Genomic DNA, 18,639 nt, shown 5'->3' with positions numbered 1-18,639 from the left:
GGAAAACCTCACTTCCATTCCTTTTCCCTAGTAAAAGAGAGGTTTAGAATTTCCTCCTTCACCAATTCCTCTGGATCTACAGGCTTAAAGATATGCTGTTGAAATCCCACAGCGATCGCTTGTTGACGATCTATCTCACCAGGATAAGCAGTCAAAGCGATCGCCCTTCAAAATCCTCCATAATTAAATAAGGGATTCCCCGATCTATCTCTAAGGCGTAGACTTTGAGTGCGGCGGCAGTATTTAACCTTTGAGCGATCGCATACTCATGTTTAAGTTGTTCGATATTATTGGGTGTACACTGTTCTGGACGTAGCCCTTTGATAATTACCGGACACCGATCTTTAACCTTAATTCCACGGTATATGACTGCTTTTACCCCTGCTTTTAACAAAGTGACAATTTTAAATCCGGGTAATGCAATCGTCATGCCAAATACTCCAGCCGTGCTTCTTCAGGGATAATCCGAGCTTAATTGTATTTTAGATACATTTCCTTGGGCAGATGAAATTTAGATAATATCAGGTTCGGATAATCACTTCTGCTGACTCCAAAACCAAAAGTAAGCTAAAATTCAAGCAGAGTAAGCATTTCCCGCTCAGAAACTCCCCATGTTTGATAACCTGCAAACCCAAATTTACCAACTAGAACAATTTGCCAACAGCCTCGTTTCTAACCAACTGACACACCTTAGCGTGGTGAGTATTGGTATCATCTTTGCAGCTGGTTTGCTCACCAGTCTCACACCCTGTATGCTTTCCATGCTGCCAATTACCATTGGTTACATCGGCGGTTATGAAGCCAAAAGCCGCCTTCAAGCAGCTGCCCAATCAACTTGGTTTGCTTTAGGTTTAGCAACTACACTAGCAGGGCTAGGAATATTAGCAGGTTTTGTCGGAAAAGTCTATGGTCAAGTGGGAATTGGTTTGCCGATTATTGTCAGCATTATCGCCATTCTCATGGGGCTGAACTTATTAGAAGCACTGCCTCTGCAATTTCCATCCTTGGGTGAAACCAATTGGATTTCGCCGGATTTGCCAGCAGGATTGCGTTCCTATTTGCTCGGACTAACTTTCGGCTTAGTCGCATCTCCTTGTAGCACACCTGTTTTAGCTAGCTTGCTGGGTTGGATTGCCAATACACAAGACTTAATTTTAGGTGCTATTTTGCTACTTTCTTACACAGCTGGTTATGTAGCACCATTGATTTTGGCAGGTACTTTTACAGCTTCAATTAAAAAATTACTGGAATTGCGTCGCTGGTCTGGTTGGATTAACCCAGTTAGTGGGGCGCTGTTGGTAGGATTCGGTGTATTTTCCTTAATTTCTCGGATTCCCCTCGGCAGTTTTTAATATCAATACTTTGTTATATTTTACACATAATGACAATAGATGATTCGGCGTCCAAAGAATTAAAATGGTGGGCGATACCTGGGCAGTTCTTACGCCAAGAGCTTTTGCCTGTACTGACTAACTTACGACTAGCGATCGCACTACTGCTATTGATTGCCATCTTTAGCTCCACCGGTACTGTAATCGAGCAAGGTCAGTCACCCGCATTTTACCAAGCCAATTACCCAGAACATCCAGCTTTATTTGGTTTCTTAACTTGGAAGGTAATTCAAGTAGTTGGATTAGACCACGTATATCGTACCTGGTGGTTTCTAGCATTACTCATCTTATTTGGCACTAGCTTAACTGCTTGTTCATTTACCCGTCAGTTACCAGCCTTAAAAGCTGCCCAGCGCTGGAAATATTACGAAGAACCCCGACAATTTCAAAAGTTAGCTTTAAGTACAGAACTAGATACTGGTTCCCTGAATTACCTCAGCGAAATATTACAGAAACACCGCTATAAAATTTTTCCAAATCAAGAAAAAGAAAATCTCCTTTATGCCCGCAAAGGAATAGTTGGACGCATCGGCCCAATTATCGTTCATATTGGCATCGTCGCTATTTTGCTAGGGGGAATTTGGGGGGCGATGACTGGGTTTCTCGCTCAGGAAATGGTTGCTAGTGGCGATACATTTCAAGTGACAAATATTGTCGATGCTGGCCCTTTAGCCGCAAAAATCCCGAAAGATTGGTCTGTGCGCGTCAATCGTTTTTGGATTGATTACACTCCATCTGGCGGCATTAATCAATTTTATTCAGATATGTCTGTCTTGAATAATCAGGGAAAGGAAATTGACCACAAGAAGATTTTTGTCAACGAGCCTCTGCGCTATCATGGCATAACTTTCTATCAAACTGATTGGGGAATTGCAGGTGTTCGCGTCCAATTTAACAACAGCCCGATTTTTCAGTTACCGATGGCGCAATTGAACACTAACGGTAACGGGCGCATTTGGGGAACCTGGGTTCCGACTAAACCGGATTTGAGTGAGGGTGTCTCCCTGTTAGCGAAAGACTTGCAAGGAATGGTATTAGTTTATGATGTTACTGGCAAACTTGTTGATACAGTCCGTGCGGGGATGTTCACTGAAGTTAATGGCGTGAAGCTGAAAATTTTGGATGTCATTGGTAGTACTGGCTTACAAATTAAAGCCGATCCAGGCATACCAATTGTTTACACAGGGTTTGGCTTGCTAATGCTGGGTGTGGTAATGAGTTACTTTTCCCACTCGCAAATCTGGGCATTGCAAAAAGGCGATCGCTTGTATGTGGGTGGCAAAACTAATCGCGCTCAAGTTGCCTTTGAACAAGAAGTTTTAGAGATTTTAGATCGGCTGAGTTCACAGCCAAAAGGTGAGGAGAAAGAGACGGCGATTGAAGTTTAAACGCAAAGGGGCGCAAAGGAAATCGCAGAGGTACGCAGAGGATTACTTTGCGTACCTTTGCTTTTCCAAGTTATTTACAATCAATTACGCCCACACAGCGACAAATTAGGAAATTAGTAGAGGTATTTATTAAACATTGGAACAAAAAATTTCTATGTCTGCTAAACTTCAATCTAAGGGACGGGTTTGCCTTCTACCTTTAATCGCTATCTTGTTAAGTATTGCTTCTTGCGCTGCCGAGCAGAAAAATATAAAGCGTGTTTCTCTTATTGGTACTGGGGCAAGTTTTCCCGCACCTTTGTACGAGCATTGGCTTTCAGATTACAACCAGCAAAATCCCAATGTAGAAATTAACTATCAAGCTATAGGAAGCAGTGCCGGAGTGCAACAGCTCATCGACGGTACTGTAGACTTTGCAGCTAGTGATGTGGGAATTACAAGCGAACAAGCAGCCAAGATAAAACGGGGAGTCATCGCTTTACCAATAACTGCTGGTTCTATTGTGCTAGCTTATAACCTTACATCAGTTGCACAGCAGTCGCCTCAAGTGAATGTGCCAACTGCTCTAAAGCTACCACGCCAAGTTTACGTAGATATCTTTCTCGGAAAAATTACGAATTGGAATCATCCTAGAATAGCCGCAGCTAATCCAGGTGTAAGTTTGCCCGATTTACCAATTCAAGTTGTACACCGAACAGATGGTAGTGGAACTACAAGCGTGTTAACGCAACACCTAAGCACTATAAGTCCAGAATGGAAAAGCAAAATTGGGGCTGGTAAATCTGTAGCATGGCGAGTGGGAATTGGTGGAAAGGGTAATGAAGGTGTTACCGCCCTGATTCAACAGATACCAGGAGCTATTGGCTATGTAGAATACATTTACGCCAAACAAAATAAGCTTCCTGTGGCTGCTTTAGAAAATAAATCTGGTAATTATATTACACCGACACCAAAATCAGTAGCACAAACTTTAGAAGCTGTGAAATTACCAGATGATAACTTGATTGCTTTTATCACCGATCCTATAGATGCTCAGTCATATCCTATCGTCACTTACAGCTGGCTTTTAACTTATCACCAATATCCTAACCGAGTCAAAGCTCAAGCGCTGAAAAATTTTATCGATTGGGCTGTGATTGACGGGCAAAAATCCAGTTTGGAACTTGGATATATTCCTTTGTCTAAAAAAGTTGTGCTTCAAGTGCAATCTGCTGTCAAGAAAATTGCTGAATGAAGCTGATTAATGCCATCTGCATTCATCAATGATAATGTTACTTTTGGTGACGGACTTCAACCACGGTATGTACATTCCCACGAGGCGTAAAATCTGCTTTCACCGTGACTTCCAAAGGGTCACAAGCAGCCACAAAATCATCTAAAATTTGATTAGCAGATTCTTCGTGGGAAATGTAGCGATCGCGGTAACTATTAATATAAAGTTTGAGCGCCTTCAATTCCACTACCCGTTCATCAGGCACATAGCTAACATAAATTGTCGCAAAGTCAGGATAGCCGGAAAACGGACATTTACAAGTAAATTCCGGCAAAGTAATGTTAATGTCATATCGCCTGCCCACACGCGGATTCGGAAAGGTAATTAGTTTACCTTCTGCAATGTCGCGTTCGCCATACTTCATTTCTTGGCTGGTTTGGGATGGACTTTCAGATAATTTATCAGTTGTCATTTGTCAGTTGTTAGTTTTTAGTTGTAATTTGTAATTTGTAATTTGTAATTTGTCATTTACTCCCCCTGCCCCTCTGTCTCTTAATACTCTTCCTTCTCCCAGTCTGGACAATTCTCATCTTCACAACCGTGGGGATGCATCGCACAAACTAACAAATTACCACCATAAACTTGGCCGTGGTAGTGACTACAACCGATACAGGCAGGATTTTTTTCAGATGTGGGTTCAACTGAATAAGGAAAACCCGGATCGACATCTGCGACAATGTCTTCCAGTTCCCAGTAAGCTTCCAACATCGGTTCAGCCAAATCTTGTAGATACTGATCGACTTCAGTAACAATATTATTGTGTACTTGCTCGCTGACTTCTTCCGTTAGCTCAAAAAATGCGTCTACCACTTCACTCATTCCCAGGAAGAAGCGCTCTACTTCATCAGCCACTGTTTCGACGATTTCTACTAAATCTTTTTGCCACTGTTCCATAAACTTGACATCTTTGCAGGCTATAAACAGGACGCTTTGTGTTATCTGGCTTGAAGCACTAAAATACACACTAAGCAATGTATCTTATCAAGTTTTTATCCGAAGTGTCATGTCAAAATGCCACTTATTACTGATATTTCGCTCAAAGAATGGTTTTTATTAATCGCGTTGCAATCGTTTTAACTCGTCTTGCAGGTTTAGCACTTCTTGGCGTAATTTATCTACATTTTCATCATTTGACGCCTCTTTCACCGTTGGCTCTTCATCTTCCTCTAAAATTTCAATGCGGCGAGGTTGAGAAGGGGGCGTTTTCTCAGAGGCTACACCAGATGGTTGGGCTTGTTGGGCTTGCTTCATCATATCTTCAACGAAACGGCGGGCTTCTTCTGTATTCATTTCGCCCTTGGCCACCATTTCATCTGCCAGTTTTTGGACTTGCGATCGCACTTCGGCTAATTTTCCCCCTGCTTTCTCACCTGCGTAAGAAGCTAATCCAACACCGAGGTAAAAAGCTTTTTGAACAATATCTCCAAAACCAGGCATGGTTGCTAACCGCTCCTAAAAATAGGGCGACCCGGAGACTACGCCTACCACAAGCCTCCCGTGTTGCTGCTACCTTCCGGTTCTGACAAGATTTGGGTGTTGCGATCGCATAGATCCAGGTCTTATATAAGCATAACATTAAAATTCAGTAAGTGTGTGTTATTCCATAACAATTCGCCATTCATAAAGCTGATAGTTGACGCAGCCGTATTTCACCAAGGGGTCATCAGCCACAATCACTTCTGCTTCCTCCTTTGAGGCTGCCTCAAACAGCAGCATCCCGCCTCTTTGTTCTGCCCAATAGCCTGTTCGCGCTTTGTGTCCTTTAGCAATCAAATTCTGAATGTAGGCTTTGTGAGCAGGTACATATTGGTCAAATGTAGGTTTATCGACTTTGCCTTCTTCAATTTTTACAAACCACGGCATTTGCTTCTTAACTCCAATTACAACAAACAACCTGCTTTAGTTATGACTATTTTTGAGTAGCAAATAAGTAGCAATATACACTAACTACACCGATTTACTGAAGATTTCACCAAAACAGCAGAAGCGACGCATCTGTGAATGTTAGACCTCTAAGTGCGATCGCAGATCATCCAGTGGAGATGCCGAATTCGTGGGAATCAGTGGTTTTGTTGGTGTGGGCTTGTCAGGAACAAATTCAAAGCAAATTCGGATTTTACCTTTCTGCCAGCCGCCACCCTGAGCCAGTAAAATCTTACAGTTCACCCCATTCGCAGCCCAGGCTTCAGCCTTGTCCTTTTGTAAACTGGTGTTATTAAATACCAAATTTGCCACAGTCTCCATCAATTCTTCACCTGTCGATGTTGAAGCCTCAGTAAAATTAGTATCCTGAGCCATAGAAACAACATCCTCATCGGACAGAATAATTTGATCGCTCATTTAATTTTCTTTTTCGGTAAACAACATGACGGAGCAAGCGCCAACTCGATCCGCCTTTCCTAAGTTTTCCCACTAACCACCAATTACTAAGCAATAAAAATAATTAATATAGATAGATGAGCCGTTTTTTTGTCGCCCTCCTACCACCGCAAGACATTCAAGACTACGCCAACGAGATTAAGCAGTACTTTGCCGATCGCTATGCTAGTAGCGGAGCGCTAAAGTCTCCGCCTCATATTACCCTGCAACCGCCCTTTGAATGGGCAGATGCTAACTTGCCACTGTTAGAAGCATCCTTGAAAGAGTTTGCCAGTGGACAACAGCCAGTGGCAATTACACTTAAAGGGTTTGATGGCTTTGTACCTCGTGTAATATACATTAATGTTGTCAGAAGTCAAGAGCTTTTAACTTTGCAAGCTGATTTAATGGTTCATACAGAAAGCAACTTGGGAATTGTTGATCAGGTTTCTAAAACCCGCCCTTTTGCACCCCATTTAACGGTTGCATTTCGGGATTTAACAAAGCAGAACTTTAAAGCTGCTTGGCCAGAATTTGAAAATCGTCAGTTGCATTTTGAGTTTACTGCTGACAAATTAACCTTGCTGCTTCACGATGGGAAGCGCTGGAATATTAAACGAGAGTTTAGTTTTTTCTCTGGTAGTAATCGAGGGATATTTTTGTGATGGACGCTGGCGATGTTGGATTTTGGATCTAATTTTGTTTTGGATTAATTGGTGATTTATATATTCTCTAGTCATGGGTGCTAGAGAGAAAAGATTAGCATTATTATCTACTAGAGAGCGCTCTTGTAAAGATTCCAAAGCATTTAGTAATTGTGGTGTTGGTATAGTAGGTGATATTTTCGATCGCAGTTCTGAAAGTGAGGCAGGCTGAGAATTACCTGCTAACCACTCAACAATCATATTTTCTGTAACTGACACGCGTTTAAAATGCTCTTTTAAAAGCTGGTGAATTTCTCCAAAAACTAATGTTTTTTGGGTTAAAAACTCCGAAATATTACCATCAAATAATTTATCAATTTTGTTAAAAGCTATATTTAATGCCAATGGATTACCGGCATAGCTTTCAACGAGTTGATGCAAATCACCAGTTGAACCCCAAAAAGCACCTTTAGTTTTAAAGATTTCTTCTACTTCTGTGATTTGTAAGCCTTTTAGTTGCAATGCCCTAACAGGTAAGTTTTCTCCTAGCAGTCGTCTAATTACTCTCGGCGTTTCCTGACTTGTAAGCACTAAGCAACTTTGATGAAGTGTTTGTGCCACTCGTCTGATAAGTTCGCTATAACCTTCATAACCTTGTTGATAGTATCCAATATCATATTTACCTGAAGCATCTTGTAAAATTGTCTCTAGATTATCTAATACCAATAAACAACGAGTATTTTTTAAATAATGAATCAACTGGGAAATTCTGTCGTCTAAAGTTTTTGATAAATTAGTTTCCTGCCCTTTGGATAAAAGTTTAATTAGATCGGCTAGCATATCTTTGACTGGTGGAGCATTGCGAAGACTGCGCCAAATCACAAACTCAAACTTATCTTGAATTTGCTCTGCTAGCTTTACTGATAAGCTAGTTTTGCCCATCCCATCCATTCCTAACAAAGTCACTAGTCGGCAGTGTTCTTCGATAATCCAGTGTTTTAGTGTTGTTAGTTCTGTTGTGCGTCCTAAGAATACAGAGATATCAGGTGCTTCGCCCCAATCAGTTAAATTTTGGATTGAATGCTGATTAGTGATTACTTCATCAGTCCGAGGTAGTTGATAATCACTTGATTCAAGTAATAAATTAAAAGCCCTGAAACAGATGTTTAGAGTTTGCTTGTCAACTCCTACTTGGCAATGAAATACCTTCATCAGTGTATCTGGATCTAAGCCAGTGCGATCGCTTAAATCTTCCAAAGTGTAACGTTTATCTAAGTTGTCCCAACTTTGTGCCTGACATTTCGCCGTTTGAAGTTTCTGAAATCCTTCAGGTGTAAGAATAACACCCCGTTTGCGCCTGCGTTGTAGTGGATTCATTACTGTCCCTTAAGTTTTGTACATACACTCATAAAGTAATAGTCAGTAGTTAGCGCCTGTAATATGCCGCCAAATATCTACTCCACTTAAGAGGGTGCTACAAAGATGAGATGTGCTTTTCCTGAAATCAGGTTTGTTAAATATTATGAATATTAGAAATATGAATGTAGAAACGTAGCGCTGTTAAGTTTCGACAAGGGTTCTGGATAACGCAGATTGAATTTCCCCAGATGTCTATATGTTACTGACGATGCATTTTTGGTAAAACTACTAGAGATGAGTCAGAAGTTTTGCTGAAGTTGTTGGTAGATGAAATCCTCACTGGGCAAAGCTTTGGAAAATTGCCGCCCAAAAAGTTTTAAATTTATTTCTTAAGTTCCTTAACTTCGGTTGTTAGCGCAGAGTTACACGTGCAAAATACAAAAAGTTTTCCAATTCAGAAATCCAGTGAAAAAGTTAAGTCGCATTTTAATAGTTATCCTCAGCTTTCTTCTTTGGCTAGGTGGGCTGAGTCCGGCTTTAGCTGATAACAAAACAGTATTAGGTATAACCACCCTTTACAGTACCCCGTCAGAACAAGGACAAGGAGTTACGGTCTATAAAGATATACTTCAATACGCAATTGCTACCCCTTTTGCTCCAGATTCACCGATTCCTGCTACTAAAGAAGAGTTTGATAAAACACTAGTACCACAACTGGTTAAAGCACTTGGAGATGGTTCTATTACGAAAGCTTGGTTCGACTTCCAAGCTGCGAAAGCTGAAAGTACTGGCAATAAATTATTTAGTGTTGATGCTCCTTCGGGAGAGAAACTATATAGTGTAGTAGCTGGAAAACCTTTGCAGCAATGTCCTTTAAAAATTCAAGATACTCAGATTGATTTATTTCTAGATTCAGACAATGCAGCTAAAAGAGCTAAAGAACTAGATGCCCAAGGTTACTTTATCTACGTTTCTCCTGTTGAGGAATTACGTAAAAAAGTACTTGATGCTCTGTACGATCAATATAGCAGTGGAAGTAATAATCCATCTTGTTTCTTAGTTAATGGCACTACTAAGAAAATTACAGTTGATTTCCAAAATATTTATACTTTACTTCCTTCTCAATTGCAGCAGCCAGCGAGAGAAAAACCACTCGTTTTCTTACCTAAGAATGAAAATGAGTTTTTATACGTTGTCAACGCCAGAGAGTCAGTTAGCTAGTACTTCACCAGATTAATTTTGATAACGTTTGTAGTGGGTAGAGCAGTAGGGGCGCGCAGATGTGCGCCCTGAACACGTAGTATCATTAATAGTTGAGAATAAGCGATCGCATCTCTTTCTTTTTCACTGTCTATAGTCGCATAGGTCGAACGTCTCAAAGAGTTGCAGCTTGTCGTCACACGTCGCTTAACTTTTAGAACGCCTTGCTAACAAGAAATGTTAGATTTATTTATTTCTACTTACCTAGTTTTTGTCAAACAAGATACATTAAATGGTAGTTTAGTCGCAAAGGAACCAAAACGTATGGCCGTTAGTAGCCCTGAAGTCATCCGTCATATATTGATTGGATTGGGATATTTAGCTCCTGAGATTGATCCTAAGCCGGATCTCACTAAATTTGCTCCCTGGAAGCGGAATAGCGACTTTTTGACAGACGATCCTACTGAAGAAGCGATTAAAAAGTTTCAGAAACAGTACTCACAAAAACTTACGGTTAATGGTAACGCTGATTCCGAGACTCGAACTGTAATGGAAGATACAGTCAAAGGGCTTCAGAATAGATTGAAGTTTCACGGTTTTGCAACCAATGCCGAAATTCCTCCAGACAAGCCTTTTTATGGACCAGCTACTTATACAGCAGTCAAGAAATTTCAGAAATCTCAGGGTTTGACTGAAAATGGTATTGCTACTTTTGAACAGCGCCAAATTCTACAGCAATCTAGTCTAAGAGATAAGCCTCAGCCCCAGTCACAAGTCAAGCTGATAGATTTGTGTGTCCAATTCAAAAAGAATCCTCAAAATCCTTCTTACATCGCAGCATTAAATAACTTACAACAAAATTTACCCAAGGATGTTTTACACAAAGTTACTAACAAATGGAGGGGGACAAACGATCAAAATCCTGAGATTGTCAAGCTGACGAATCTCTTTACTTATTATGATGACAATAATGCAAACCATCGTGATGCACTAAATCACTTACAAAGTCAGCTTACCCCAGCCATCTCTCAAGCATTTTTAAATCTTTGGAATAAGAAGTAACAAATGGGACTTACAGCAGAATTCAGAATTCAGAATTCTGAAGTAAAACACGCTTTCTACCTGGATAACAGACTTAGCTTGTGTACCTCATAACTTGAAATCTGCTGTATATAAGCGTAATCTGCTTTTCCACATCTGATACCAATTCAAAAAATGTTTACGACAGATAAGCCCACCCGCGCTGGCGCGCACCCCTTAGTAAGGGTAGGGTTGGTGAGATGTATTATCTATGTGTTGCATTCTTTTTTCAAATTGGTATGATATACGAGAATTAAAAACCAGGTTTCTGATCTCTGATGAGTAAGAAACCTGGTTTTTTAACAATTGTGAATTCTGAGTTCTGAATTCACAATTCTGATTTAATACTCAATTCCCGGTTGTGCTTTCACACCTTGATCGCGGAAAGGGTGCTTAACTAGGGTCATTTCGGTTACTAAATCAGCACGCTCAATTAAAGCAGGTGGTGCGCCTCTACCTGTGAGGATAACGTGTTTGTTAGCGGGTTTTTGTGCTAAACCTGCTAAAACGTCTTCTACTGGTAAGTAAGCCATTTTGAGGGCGATATTGATTTCGTCTAACAATACCAGTTGAAAGTCTGGATTGCGGATGTATTCTAATGATTTTTCCCAGGCGGCGCTAGCTTTGTCAAGATCGCGATCGCGGTCTTGAGTTTCCCAGGTAAAGCCTTCGCCCATTGCGTGAAATTCTATCTGGTCTTCCCAATAACTGAAAACCCTTTTTTCGGAAGGTTCCCAGCTACCTTTGATGAATTGAATGATCGCTACTTTATACCCATGACCGAGCGATCGCAACACCATCCCCAAAGCCGCAGTGGTTTTACCCTTACCGTTACCAGTATTTACAATAATTAACCCTTTTTCTGGTACAGCTTCTGCTATGCGCTTGTCTTGCACTTCTTTGCGTCGCTGCATCTTTTTGCGGTACTGTTCATCAGTCAGAGATGAAGACATTACCTGATCAATCAAGCGCCCAATTTGTTGGTCTGGGTTCAATTCTTGCGGTGTATCGTTTTTCATCAAGCTTGTCTAGAAATAACTGTTAAAAGTGTTGAAAATGAACCAAAATCGCCTTACTTATCTAATTTCACTTAAATTACTTGATTGAAAATATCCAGTAAGTTTTCATGTGAAATATTAATAGTGTGTTAGCTTTATTAATGATTTGCAGACAAGTGGAAATATATATGATACACAAGCTAAACTTATAATTTGAGTTTACTATTACTTTTTTAAATAATTTAATATGTTCATTAAAGCACTTTCCCAGTAAAATATTATCATTATCTTCTTTGGTACAGTCATGAGTTAGACTAACAACCAAGGGCATTGATTTAAGTATCAGGAAAATGATGTCTGATATCAGGAGTTATGCATTTATGGATGTTGTTGTTTCCATTTTTCCCATAAAGCCTGCGTATCTTCTGGTTGCCCGTCATAGTTGAGTAATTTGTCTGAAATTATCACCCATGACTGGGCACTACGTGTCCAAATATTACCCACTGGGCGTAACCAACTGGTATCATCTAAGGTTCCAGCTTTGACATTGATAGTATTTGCCTTGTAAGTCCTTTCATGGAACAATCGCGTTCCGCAGTCGCCACAGAACAGGTTGTTTACTTCACGTCCGCTATCATTTTTTCGAGTCCAAGCTTTCGGTTTTCCCTGAACAATCACAACAGCATCTCGTAATACTGTAAGAGACATACCAAAGGCACTAGAAGATTGTTTCTGACACTCTTTGCAGTGACATAAGTATAGAGTTAAAGGTTGAGCATGAATTTCATAACGAATATGTCCACATTGACAACCTCCAGTATATGGAAGATTCACAGCTTTTATCTCCTGACAATTTGTAATACTTTATTCTAACTAAAACTATTTCAATCTTAAAGCGGGTTTTAGTAGACACAAACAAAAGACACGGGGACACGAGGAAATTTTCATTATCTCCACTTTTCTAAATCTTCCTCATCCTTCATCTTCATCCAATTCATCATCCTCACTCCAATACTGTTGAGGTGCATTTCCGTAAACTTCTAAAATCTTCGGCTTCTTAATTTTGTTATCAGGTGGATTAATTGCTTCTAACTGCACATCAAATTTCCAGTTGTCACCAAAATCATAAAGATAGGTCATTTTCCCACCCGGTTCTAAAGACAAATCACCAATCTGCACTTGGTCGGCAAATGGCGGTGTTTCCATGTAGGCATGACCGATTTTTATTATGCGACCAAAATGGTCTTTATAACTAAACTCGTACAGGTGATCGTAATCAAAGTCAAAAGCATCGAGAATTATCTCTGCTAACCAGCTTAATGGTTTTTTTGCTGGTATGGCAATGCGTCGCCAAGCCTTAAAAAGGGATACTTTGAAAATATAAATACCATCAGTGAAGCCTTGCTTGGGAACAAGTAAATTATGCTCCCATTCAGGAAAAAATGGTTGAAAATGTGACTGCAATTTTCCAAAAGTTATATTTACATCATCCTGTAATTCTCCTCGTATACCTAATGGAAAGAGGAATTGCAACAGAGCATCACCAAAGGGTAAGCGTTGTAAACTAGTAATGCGCCACCCTTTGCCTTCTTGTGGTTTACCATGTTTGGTAGATAACAATCCAAATAACTCTAATAGAGCAACATTATGCAGTCCGGGGTAATAACTAATATTGTTTTGATCTTCATATTGAGGGAATTTTAAACCTTTATCTGGAACGCGAGGCCAAAGTTGAATACATCTAAATAAATTCCCTAAGGAATCTTGATGTTCGCCCAAAACTTCGTTATTTCCCCAAATCAACCAGGCTTCTAATAAGTTGAAATAGCGTTCTGTTGGATTGAGGTTTGACCATGATTGCAAAGTTACTGCGTCTAAAACTAAAACCTGCTTCTTCCCTTGGGATTTAATTTGGGCTATTCCAGAACTGCGTAATAACAGATATAGTCCATTAATGTAGGGATATGATTTTTGTACGGGGCGTTTGAGTTTAGTTTCAATTGGGTGACTTAATCGAGAATTAACTTCTGATAGTACTTTTAGCTGTAGAAGGTTATTAACACTACTAACTTCTACTCCATTTGGTTGTAAGAAATCTATCAGGGTTTGAAAGTCATGCAGAATCATACCGGGTTGATTTTCATCAATACTGAGTTCTTCTAGGAATTTTTGTTGTGACTCTGTTAGGGAAGGCAGTTCAGGATTGAGTGTGCGTTCTAGTCGCGCAAATAAATCTTCCATAAATAAAAATTCTAAATTCTAAATTCACAATTTTACCTTCTGTATAACCTGTTTTATTTATACTATTACTACAGAGTTTCTCCTGATAAACATTGAACTGCAAAGTGTCACAACAGGACTATCAACACCGTAAGTTTAATTAAATATGAATGATAATATTTTCACCTTTTACTTGACAATCCCATAAATTTGATATGAATAGTAACACTCGCTTACAAATGATTTTAGCTGATACACGTATTAATACAGTATTAACAGCGATCGCTCAACTAAATCTACCTAACTGGTGGTTAGCAGGGGGTGCAGTCCGAAACACCGTTTGGTCTTCAATTTTTGGCAATGACTGTGGGTTAGGTATTAAAGATTTTGATATTGCATTCTTTGATATAGAGGGAAACCGTTCCCAAGAACTAGCAGCAAAGGCGACTCTCACAGAACAATTTCCTGATGACGAGTTTGATGTCAAAAATCAAGCCAGTTTTGCTCGCTGGCGTTTTGGTAGCAGACCTTATACTAGTACAGAGGATGGCATTACAGATTGGCTGCACACCGCTACGGCTGTGGGAGTTCGACTAGATGCCCAAGGACAATGGCAATTTTTTACACCTTACGGATTGGATGACCTATTTGGTGGCATTATTCGACCTACGCCAACGCATACTCATAATTTGGATGCCCATAGTAAAGCATCTGGATTTTTACAAAAATGTCCTTATCTGCGGTTGGCGTAAAAGTTACAGTCAGATTTTAGCCACTAGTTTCCATTACAATGAAATGCTTTTTAATGTACAATCCCTGGATACAGAAGCGCAATGTTAATAATTTTCTAGCTACCCAACATTTGATGGGTACGATAAATATTTCAGTTCAAAACAATCAAGCAATGATGACTTCCTACCTCCATTAGCAAGTGTAAAAAGATAAGGGAAAAATTCAAATATCCCCCCCTTTTTATTTACTACTTAACCCAACAAATATAATGGAAAATAAAATATAGTTTAGCATTCAATAAGTTTAAGCTTGAGAAACTATTTTCATTCAGCCTTTATTTTGTTTGATGTATGAATAGAAAAGTTCGCGATCGCTCCGAGGATTTACAATTAAGCATGGACTATTTCCGCAACTTCCATTACTTACAAGAACAACAGTAATCCCGGATTTTGGACAAACTCCTAAGCAACTCGTGCTAACGACCCTAAATTCACCCCATAATCCCTCAAACTTTAAACGAGATTTCAACCAATTCTCTAGGTCTTCGGAAGCAGTTGAGCTTTTAGCAGTTCGATGAGAGCTATTTGAGCGCTCGTTTGCACATTGTGAACACACAAGCACCAAACCAGACTTCCATCGGGGAGAAACATTGGGAATAGAGGTGTCTAACAAGCGAGAATTTATTAAGAGCGATGGTTGCTGAGAATTGGATGAAAACCTTTTGAAGATACGTTTGAGTAATGCTTTGAGACGCTGGAGCAATTTCTTCATGGATAACCCTACCTATTTCTCTGACAGGATAGTGTAAATTTCCTGTTTAGTCTGTTCTACTAGAACGTCCAAGAAATGCTAGCCTATGCCAAGTCATTTATAGACCATATAAATGCCAAGGGGACATGATACAGCAGATTTTAAGGAAAGTGATGTACACAACGATTCGTCTGTTACCCAGATAGATATAAAGCGTGTTTTACTCCTGAATTCTGAATTCTGCTTATTACTATCTTTAATTGCAACTCAGTATTACAATCTAGGGGTTCCCACTCGCTGGGGAAACTATATGGAATTAAAACATGACTAACCTGATTGAATACGAACAAGCCAGCGATGAAGTACGTGCAGTGTATGACGACATCCGCGTTACACGTCAGAATGACTACATCAATAACTTCTGGAAAGCTATAGCCAACCATCCTCCCACGCTGCAACGAACATGGCAAGCGTTAAAAGAAGTGATGGTTAGCCCTGGTGAGATTGATCCACTGATGCGCGAACTGATTTATATTGCCGTGAGTGCGACGAATGGCTGTGAGTATTGCATCGCCTCGCACACAGCAGCAGCACGTGCCAAGGGTATGAATGATACTATGTTTGGGGAACTAATGGCGATCGCAGCCACAGCCAATATGACCAATCGCCTCGCCAACGGCTATCAAATTCCGGTGGATGAGAAATTCAAGACGTAGGAGTTTAGCTTAATCTATCCTACTTAAAAATAAGGTTTAGCAGAATTATTTACTATGCCCAAGGTTCAGATTAACGGAATTGATTTGTTCTATGACATTAAGGGAACAGGTGAGCCTTTGCTATTAATAGCTGGCTATCTTTGCGATCATGCTTATTGGTCGCTGATTATGCCATCGCTGGTTTCGCAGTATCAAGTCATTCGCTTGGATAACCGAGGTATGGGGAGAAGTTCTGCTCCCGAAAACCCCTATAGTCTCAAACAGATGGCTAGTGACGTTACAGCATTGCTCGATCGCATCGGAATTAATCAGGTACATCTAGCAGGCCATTCAATGGGTAGTCAGATAGCCCAAGAACTAGTGTTAGCACATCCTGAAAAAGTAAAAAGTCTGATGCTACTTTCATCTTTGGCAAAAGGTGATGCATTATTCAACAGCATCATCGAGACTTGGGGCGAACTTTCTAGTAATGTAGACCTAAAACTTTATGAAAAAGTCGTATTGCCGTGGATATTTACAGATGCTTTCTACTCAATTCCTGACATGATTGAAGGTCTGATTGAATTTGCCATCAGATATCCTTTCCCACCTGCACCTCATTCACTTTATCATCACAGCCAAGCCATTCTTAACAGTGACACAATAGACCGCCTCCAAAAAATTCATTGTCCTACCTTAGTTTTGGTTGGTAAACAAGATATTCTCACCCCGTTAAAGTTTTCCCAACAACTTGCTCAAGGTATTCCCAATGCTGAACTTGTAGTCATCGAACGTGGTGGTCATGGCTTCTTGATTGAGTCGCCGGATGCTGTGGTTTCAGCTATGCTCAATTTTATGGGGAAGTTGAAGCCAGCTTATACCAATTTTTGATTATTAAGATAATTTACCAAATCCACCGCCGCCAGGAGTTTCTATCACAAAAATATCTCCAGTTTTCATCTCTACTGTTGCTGTGCTATCTAAATTTTCTTCAATTCCATTTTGTCGTTGTATCCAGTTGCGTCCTACTTTTCCTGCTTCCCCACCATTTAATCCAAAGGGAGGAACCAGGCGATGACCAGAGAGAATATTAGCTGTCATCGGTTCTAGAAATCGAATGCGGCGGACAACTCCATTACCACCCGAATATTTTCCTTTGCCACCGCTATCGGGACGAAGACTAAAGCTTTCTAAAAGTACAGGATAACGGGTTTCTAAAACTTCTGGATCGGTCAAGCGGGAGTTAGTCATGTGGGAATGTACACCATCAGTACCAGCAAAATCAATTCCAGCGCCAGAGCCGCCGCAAATAGTTTCATAATATTGATATTGCTCATTACCAAAAGTAAAATTATTCATCGTTCCTTGAGAAGCAGCTATAACACCCAAAGCACCATATAAAGCATCGACAATAGTTTGAGAAGTTTCCACATTACCCGCGACTACTGCGGCTGGATAGGTTGGGTTGAGCATACAGCCAACCGGGATAATAATTTCTAGAGGATTAAGACACCCGGCATTGAGAGGAATATTATCATCAACTAAAGTACGGAAGACATATAAGACTGCTGCTTGAGTTACAGCTTTAGGAGCATTAAAATTACTATTTAGTTGTAGAGAAGTCCCTGTAAAATCAATAGTAGCACTACGGTTTTCTGGGTGAATAGTTACTTTAATTTGAATTTGTGCATCATTATCCATTTTATAAGTAAATGACCCATCCTTGAGAACTGCGATCGCACATCTAACAGACTCCTCAGCATTAGCTTGCACAAACTTCATATAAGCTTGAACAGTATCAAGCTTGTATTGGAAAACCATTTTACGAAGTTCTTGTACTCCCCGTTCATTGGCTGCAATTTGTGCTTTAAAATCAGCAATATTTTGGTCAGGGTTGCGAGCAGGATAAGTATGATTTGAAAGGTGCTGTCTGACTGCGAGTTCTCGAAAATTGCCCTCTTCAACCAACAGAAAATTATCAAAAATAATTCCTTCTTCTTCTACTGTGGTACTGTGTGGAGGCATAGAACCGGGAGTAATTCCACCAATATCTGCTTGGTGTCCGCGAGAAGCAACAAAAAATAGGGGTATTGGGCATTGGGCATGGGGCATTGGGGATGGATTATTTTCACTACTTTCCAAAAAAACAGGGGTAATTGCAGTGACATCAGGGAGATGTGTTCCACCGTTATAGGGATTATTAGATAGATAGACATTTCCTAGTTTGAAAGTGTCGCATTTATGATTAATTAAACTGCGGACACTTTCACTCATTGAGCCTAAATGTACAGGAATATGGGGAGCATTTGCTACTAATAATCCCGATGAGTCAAAAATAGCACAGGAGAAATCCAGCCTCTCTTTGATATTCACCGATGTCGCCGTGTTTTGTAACACAATCCCCATTTGTTCGGCGATAAATTGATAGAGATTTTTGAATATTTCTAAGCGGACGGGATCGGGTTGAGGTGTTATGTACATTTTTAATTCCTTAAAAAATTGTGTAGTAATCGCTTAAGCACTTTTTTAAACACTTGAGTGTTTACTACTA

Annotated in this window: 21 protein-coding genes and 1 other RNA gene; 9 read left to right on the top strand and 13 right to left on the bottom strand. The window is 40.1% G+C overall.

What is annotated here, in order from left to right; all coding sequences use genetic code 11:
• Positions 1 to 8 precede the first annotated feature (8 nt).
• Both NLP_RS32610 and NLP_RS00430 read right to left on the bottom strand, forming a co-directional pair.
• Positions 9 to 155 (bottom strand): hypothetical protein, encoded by a 147-nt coding sequence (locus NLP_RS32610; protein ID WP_158680236.1) that lies wholly within the window; start codon positions 153 to 155, stop codon positions 9 to 11.
• Complete coding sequence (locus NLP_RS00430; RefSeq protein ID WP_234017143.1) at positions 152 to 430, bottom strand: hypothetical protein; 279 nt, start codon at positions 428 to 430, stop codon at positions 152 to 154. The genes NLP_RS32610 and NLP_RS00430 overlap by 4 nt, the downstream gene beginning before the upstream one ends.
• Positions 431 to 611: 181 nt before the next feature.
• On the opposite strand from NLP_RS00430, the gene NLP_RS00425 reads away from it, so the two are divergent.
• From NLP_RS00425 to pstS, 3 genes are all read left to right on the top strand, one after another.
• Complete coding sequence (locus tag NLP_RS00425) at positions 612 to 1,352, top strand: cytochrome c biogenesis protein CcdA (protein ID WP_104904671.1); 741 nt, start codon at positions 612 to 614, stop codon at positions 1,350 to 1,352.
• Positions 1,353 to 1,381: 29 nt separating this feature from the next.
• The gene (locus NLP_RS00420) at positions 1,382 to 2,779 is read left to right on the top strand and encodes a cytochrome c biogenesis protein (RefSeq protein ID WP_104904670.1); all 1,398 of its coding nucleotides are present in this window, start codon (positions 1,382 to 1,384) and stop codon (positions 2,777 to 2,779) included.
• A gap of 154 nt (positions 2,780 to 2,933) precedes the next feature.
• Positions 2,934 to 4,013, top strand: a complete 1,080-nt coding sequence (pstS, locus tag NLP_RS00415) for a phosphate ABC transporter substrate-binding protein PstS (RefSeq protein WP_234017142.1) — start codon at positions 2,934 to 2,936, stop codon at positions 4,011 to 4,013.
• A 37-nt stretch (positions 4,014 to 4,050) separates the two neighbouring features.
• Here the strand turns inward: pstS and queF are convergent, their stop codons facing one another.
• The 6 genes from queF to NLP_RS00385 form a co-directional block, all read right to left on the bottom strand.
• On the bottom strand, positions 4,051 to 4,464 hold the full coding sequence (gene queF, locus NLP_RS00410) for a preQ(1) synthase (protein WP_104904668.1): 414 nt from the start codon (positions 4,462 to 4,464) through the stop codon (positions 4,051 to 4,053).
• An 80-nt stretch (positions 4,465 to 4,544) separates the two neighbouring features.
• Positions 4,545 to 4,946: a hypothetical protein gene (locus NLP_RS00405; RefSeq protein ID WP_094350338.1), complete on the bottom strand. Its 402-nt coding sequence runs from the start codon at positions 4,944 to 4,946 to the stop codon at positions 4,545 to 4,547.
• Positions 4,947 to 5,105: 159 nt separating this feature from the next.
• Positions 5,106 to 5,489 carry a phasin family protein gene (locus NLP_RS00400; protein ID WP_104904667.1) on the bottom strand — a complete coding sequence of 128 codons (384 nt, stop codon included), beginning with the start codon at positions 5,487 to 5,489 and terminating at the stop codon, positions 5,106 to 5,108.
• Between the two features lie 25 nt (positions 5,490 to 5,514).
• An RNA gene (gene ffs, locus NLP_RS00395) (signal recognition particle sRNA small type) lies at positions 5,515 to 5,611 on the bottom strand.
• A gap of 37 nt (positions 5,612 to 5,648) precedes the next feature.
• Entirely contained in the window at positions 5,649 to 5,915 is a 267-nt protein-coding gene (locus NLP_RS00390; protein WP_104904666.1) for a YciI family protein, read from the bottom strand.
• A gap of 141 nt (positions 5,916 to 6,056) precedes the next feature.
• Positions 6,057 to 6,392 carry a KGK domain-containing protein gene (locus NLP_RS00385; RefSeq protein WP_104904665.1) on the bottom strand — a complete coding sequence of 112 codons (336 nt, stop codon included), beginning with the start codon at positions 6,390 to 6,392 and terminating at the stop codon, positions 6,057 to 6,059.
• Positions 6,393 to 6,508: 116 nt separating this feature from the next.
• Here NLP_RS00385 and NLP_RS00380 point away from each other — a divergent pair, with 116 nt between their 5' ends.
• Positions 6,509 to 7,075 carry a 2'-5' RNA ligase family protein gene (locus NLP_RS00380; RefSeq protein ID WP_104904664.1) on the top strand — a complete coding sequence of 189 codons (567 nt, stop codon included), beginning with the start codon at positions 6,509 to 6,511 and terminating at the stop codon, positions 7,073 to 7,075.
• Here the strand turns inward: NLP_RS00380 and NLP_RS00375 are convergent.
• Positions 6,986 to 8,431: an NB-ARC domain-containing protein gene (locus NLP_RS00375; protein ID WP_104904663.1), complete on the bottom strand. Its 1,446-nt coding sequence runs from the start codon at positions 8,429 to 8,431 to the stop codon at positions 6,986 to 6,988. The two genes, NLP_RS00380 and NLP_RS00375, sit on opposite strands and share 90 nt — an antisense overlap.
• Positions 8,432 to 8,878: 447 nt before the next feature.
• Here NLP_RS00375 and NLP_RS00370 point away from each other — a divergent pair, with 447 nt between their 5' ends.
• Positions 8,879 to 9,634: a hypothetical protein gene (locus tag NLP_RS00370; RefSeq protein WP_104904662.1), complete on the top strand. Its 756-nt coding sequence runs from the start codon at positions 8,879 to 8,881 to the stop codon at positions 9,632 to 9,634.
• Positions 9,635 to 9,850: 216 nt separating this feature from the next.
• On the top strand, positions 9,851 to 10,675 hold the full coding sequence (locus NLP_RS00365) for a peptidoglycan-binding domain-containing protein (protein ID WP_104904661.1): 825 nt from the start codon (positions 9,851 to 9,853) through the stop codon (positions 10,673 to 10,675).
• Positions 10,676 to 11,034: 359 nt separating this feature from the next.
• Here NLP_RS00365 and cobO read toward each other — a convergent pair whose 3' ends face one another.
• The 3 genes from cobO to NLP_RS00350 form a co-directional block, all read right to left on the bottom strand.
• Positions 11,035 to 11,712 carry a cob(I)yrinic acid a,c-diamide adenosyltransferase gene (cobO, locus tag NLP_RS00360; RefSeq protein ID WP_104904660.1) on the bottom strand — a complete coding sequence of 226 codons (678 nt, stop codon included), beginning with the start codon at positions 11,710 to 11,712 and terminating at the stop codon, positions 11,035 to 11,037.
• A 357-nt stretch (positions 11,713 to 12,069) separates the two neighbouring features.
• Complete coding sequence (locus NLP_RS00355; RefSeq protein WP_104904659.1) at positions 12,070 to 12,525, bottom strand: GFA family protein; 456 nt, start codon at positions 12,523 to 12,525, stop codon at positions 12,070 to 12,072.
• Between the two features lie 138 nt (positions 12,526 to 12,663).
• Positions 12,664 to 13,932 (bottom strand): plasmid pRiA4b ORF-3 family protein, encoded by a 1,269-nt coding sequence (locus NLP_RS00350; RefSeq protein ID WP_104904658.1) that lies wholly within the window; start codon positions 13,930 to 13,932, stop codon positions 12,664 to 12,666.
• Positions 13,933 to 14,126: 194 nt separating this feature from the next.
• Here NLP_RS00350 and NLP_RS00345 point away from each other — a divergent pair, with 194 nt between their 5' ends.
• From NLP_RS00345 to NLP_RS00330, 3 genes are all read left to right on the top strand, one after another.
• Positions 14,127 to 14,663: a nucleotidyltransferase family protein gene (locus NLP_RS00345; RefSeq protein WP_104904657.1), complete on the top strand. Its 537-nt coding sequence runs from the start codon at positions 14,127 to 14,129 to the stop codon at positions 14,661 to 14,663.
• 1,053 nt (positions 14,664 to 15,716) lie between these two features.
• On the top strand, positions 15,717 to 16,109 hold the full coding sequence (locus NLP_RS00335; RefSeq protein WP_104904656.1) for a carboxymuconolactone decarboxylase family protein: 393 nt from the start codon (positions 15,717 to 15,719) through the stop codon (positions 16,107 to 16,109).
• A gap of 54 nt (positions 16,110 to 16,163) precedes the next feature.
• Positions 16,164 to 16,979 (top strand): alpha/beta fold hydrolase, encoded by an 816-nt coding sequence (locus tag NLP_RS00330; RefSeq protein ID WP_104904655.1) that lies wholly within the window; start codon positions 16,164 to 16,166, stop codon positions 16,977 to 16,979.
• A 3-nt stretch (positions 16,980 to 16,982) separates the two neighbouring features.
• Here the strand turns inward: NLP_RS00330 and NLP_RS00325 are convergent, their stop codons facing one another.
• Positions 16,983 to 18,569: a hydantoinase B/oxoprolinase family protein gene (locus NLP_RS00325; RefSeq protein WP_104904654.1), complete on the bottom strand. Its 1,587-nt coding sequence runs from the start codon at positions 18,567 to 18,569 to the stop codon at positions 16,983 to 16,985.
• Positions 18,570 to 18,639 lie beyond the last annotated feature (70 nt).

Source organism: Nostoc sp. 'Lobaria pulmonaria (5183) cyanobiont' (genome assembly GCF_002949795.1).
In the GTDB taxonomy this organism is placed as follows: Bacteria; Cyanobacteriota; Cyanobacteriia; order Cyanobacteriales; family Nostocaceae; genus Nostoc.
This window is presented reverse-complemented; position numbering and strand designations above follow the sequence as displayed.

Coding starts and splice junctions, on each gene's coding strand:
- NLP_RS00430 (WP_234017143.1), bottom strand. CDS start 430: ATGACGATTGCATTACCCGGATTTAAAATTGTCACTTTGTTAAAAGCA.
- NLP_RS00425 (WP_104904671.1), top strand. CDS start 612: ATGTTTGATAACCTGCAAACCCAAATTTACCAACTAGAACAATTTGCC.
- NLP_RS00420 (WP_104904670.1), top strand. CDS start 1,382: ATGACAATAGATGATTCGGCGTCCAAAGAATTAAAATGGTGGGCGATA.
- pstS (WP_234017142.1), top strand. CDS start 2,934: ATGTCTGCTAAACTTCAATCTAAGGGACGGGTTTGCCTTCTACCTTTA.
- queF (WP_104904668.1), bottom strand. CDS start 4,464: ATGACAACTGATAAATTATCTGAAAGTCCATCCCAAACCAGCCAAGAA.
- NLP_RS00405 (WP_094350338.1), bottom strand. CDS start 4,946: ATGGAACAGTGGCAAAAAGATTTAGTAGAAATCGTCGAAACAGTGGCT.
- NLP_RS00400 (WP_104904667.1), bottom strand. CDS start 5,489: ATGCCTGGTTTTGGAGATATTGTTCAAAAAGCTTTTTACCTCGGTGTT.
- NLP_RS00390 (WP_104904666.1), bottom strand. CDS start 5,915: ATGCCGTGGTTTGTAAAAATTGAAGAAGGCAAAGTCGATAAACCTACA.
- NLP_RS00385 (WP_104904665.1), bottom strand. CDS start 6,392: ATGAGCGATCAAATTATTCTGTCCGATGAGGATGTTGTTTCTATGGCT.
- NLP_RS00380 (WP_104904664.1), top strand. CDS start 6,509: ATGAGCCGTTTTTTTGTCGCCCTCCTACCACCGCAAGACATTCAAGAC.
- NLP_RS00375 (WP_104904663.1), bottom strand. CDS start 8,431: ATGAATCCACTACAACGCAGGCGCAAACGGGGTGTTATTCTTACACCT.
- NLP_RS00365 (WP_104904661.1), top strand. CDS start 9,851: ATGTTAGATTTATTTATTTCTACTTACCTAGTTTTTGTCAAACAAGAT.
- cobO (WP_104904660.1), bottom strand. CDS start 11,712: ATGAAAAACGATACACCGCAAGAATTGAACCCAGACCAACAAATTGGG.
- NLP_RS00350 (WP_104904658.1), bottom strand. CDS start 13,932: ATGGAAGATTTATTTGCGCGACTAGAACGCACACTCAATCCTGAACTG.
- NLP_RS00345 (WP_104904657.1), top strand. CDS start 14,127: ATGAATAGTAACACTCGCTTACAAATGATTTTAGCTGATACACGTATT.
- NLP_RS00335 (WP_104904656.1), top strand. CDS start 15,717: ATGACTAACCTGATTGAATACGAACAAGCCAGCGATGAAGTACGTGCA.
- NLP_RS00330 (WP_104904655.1), top strand. CDS start 16,164: ATGCCCAAGGTTCAGATTAACGGAATTGATTTGTTCTATGACATTAAG.
- NLP_RS00325 (WP_104904654.1), bottom strand. CDS start 18,569: ATGTACATAACACCTCAACCCGATCCCGTCCGCTTAGAAATATTCAAA.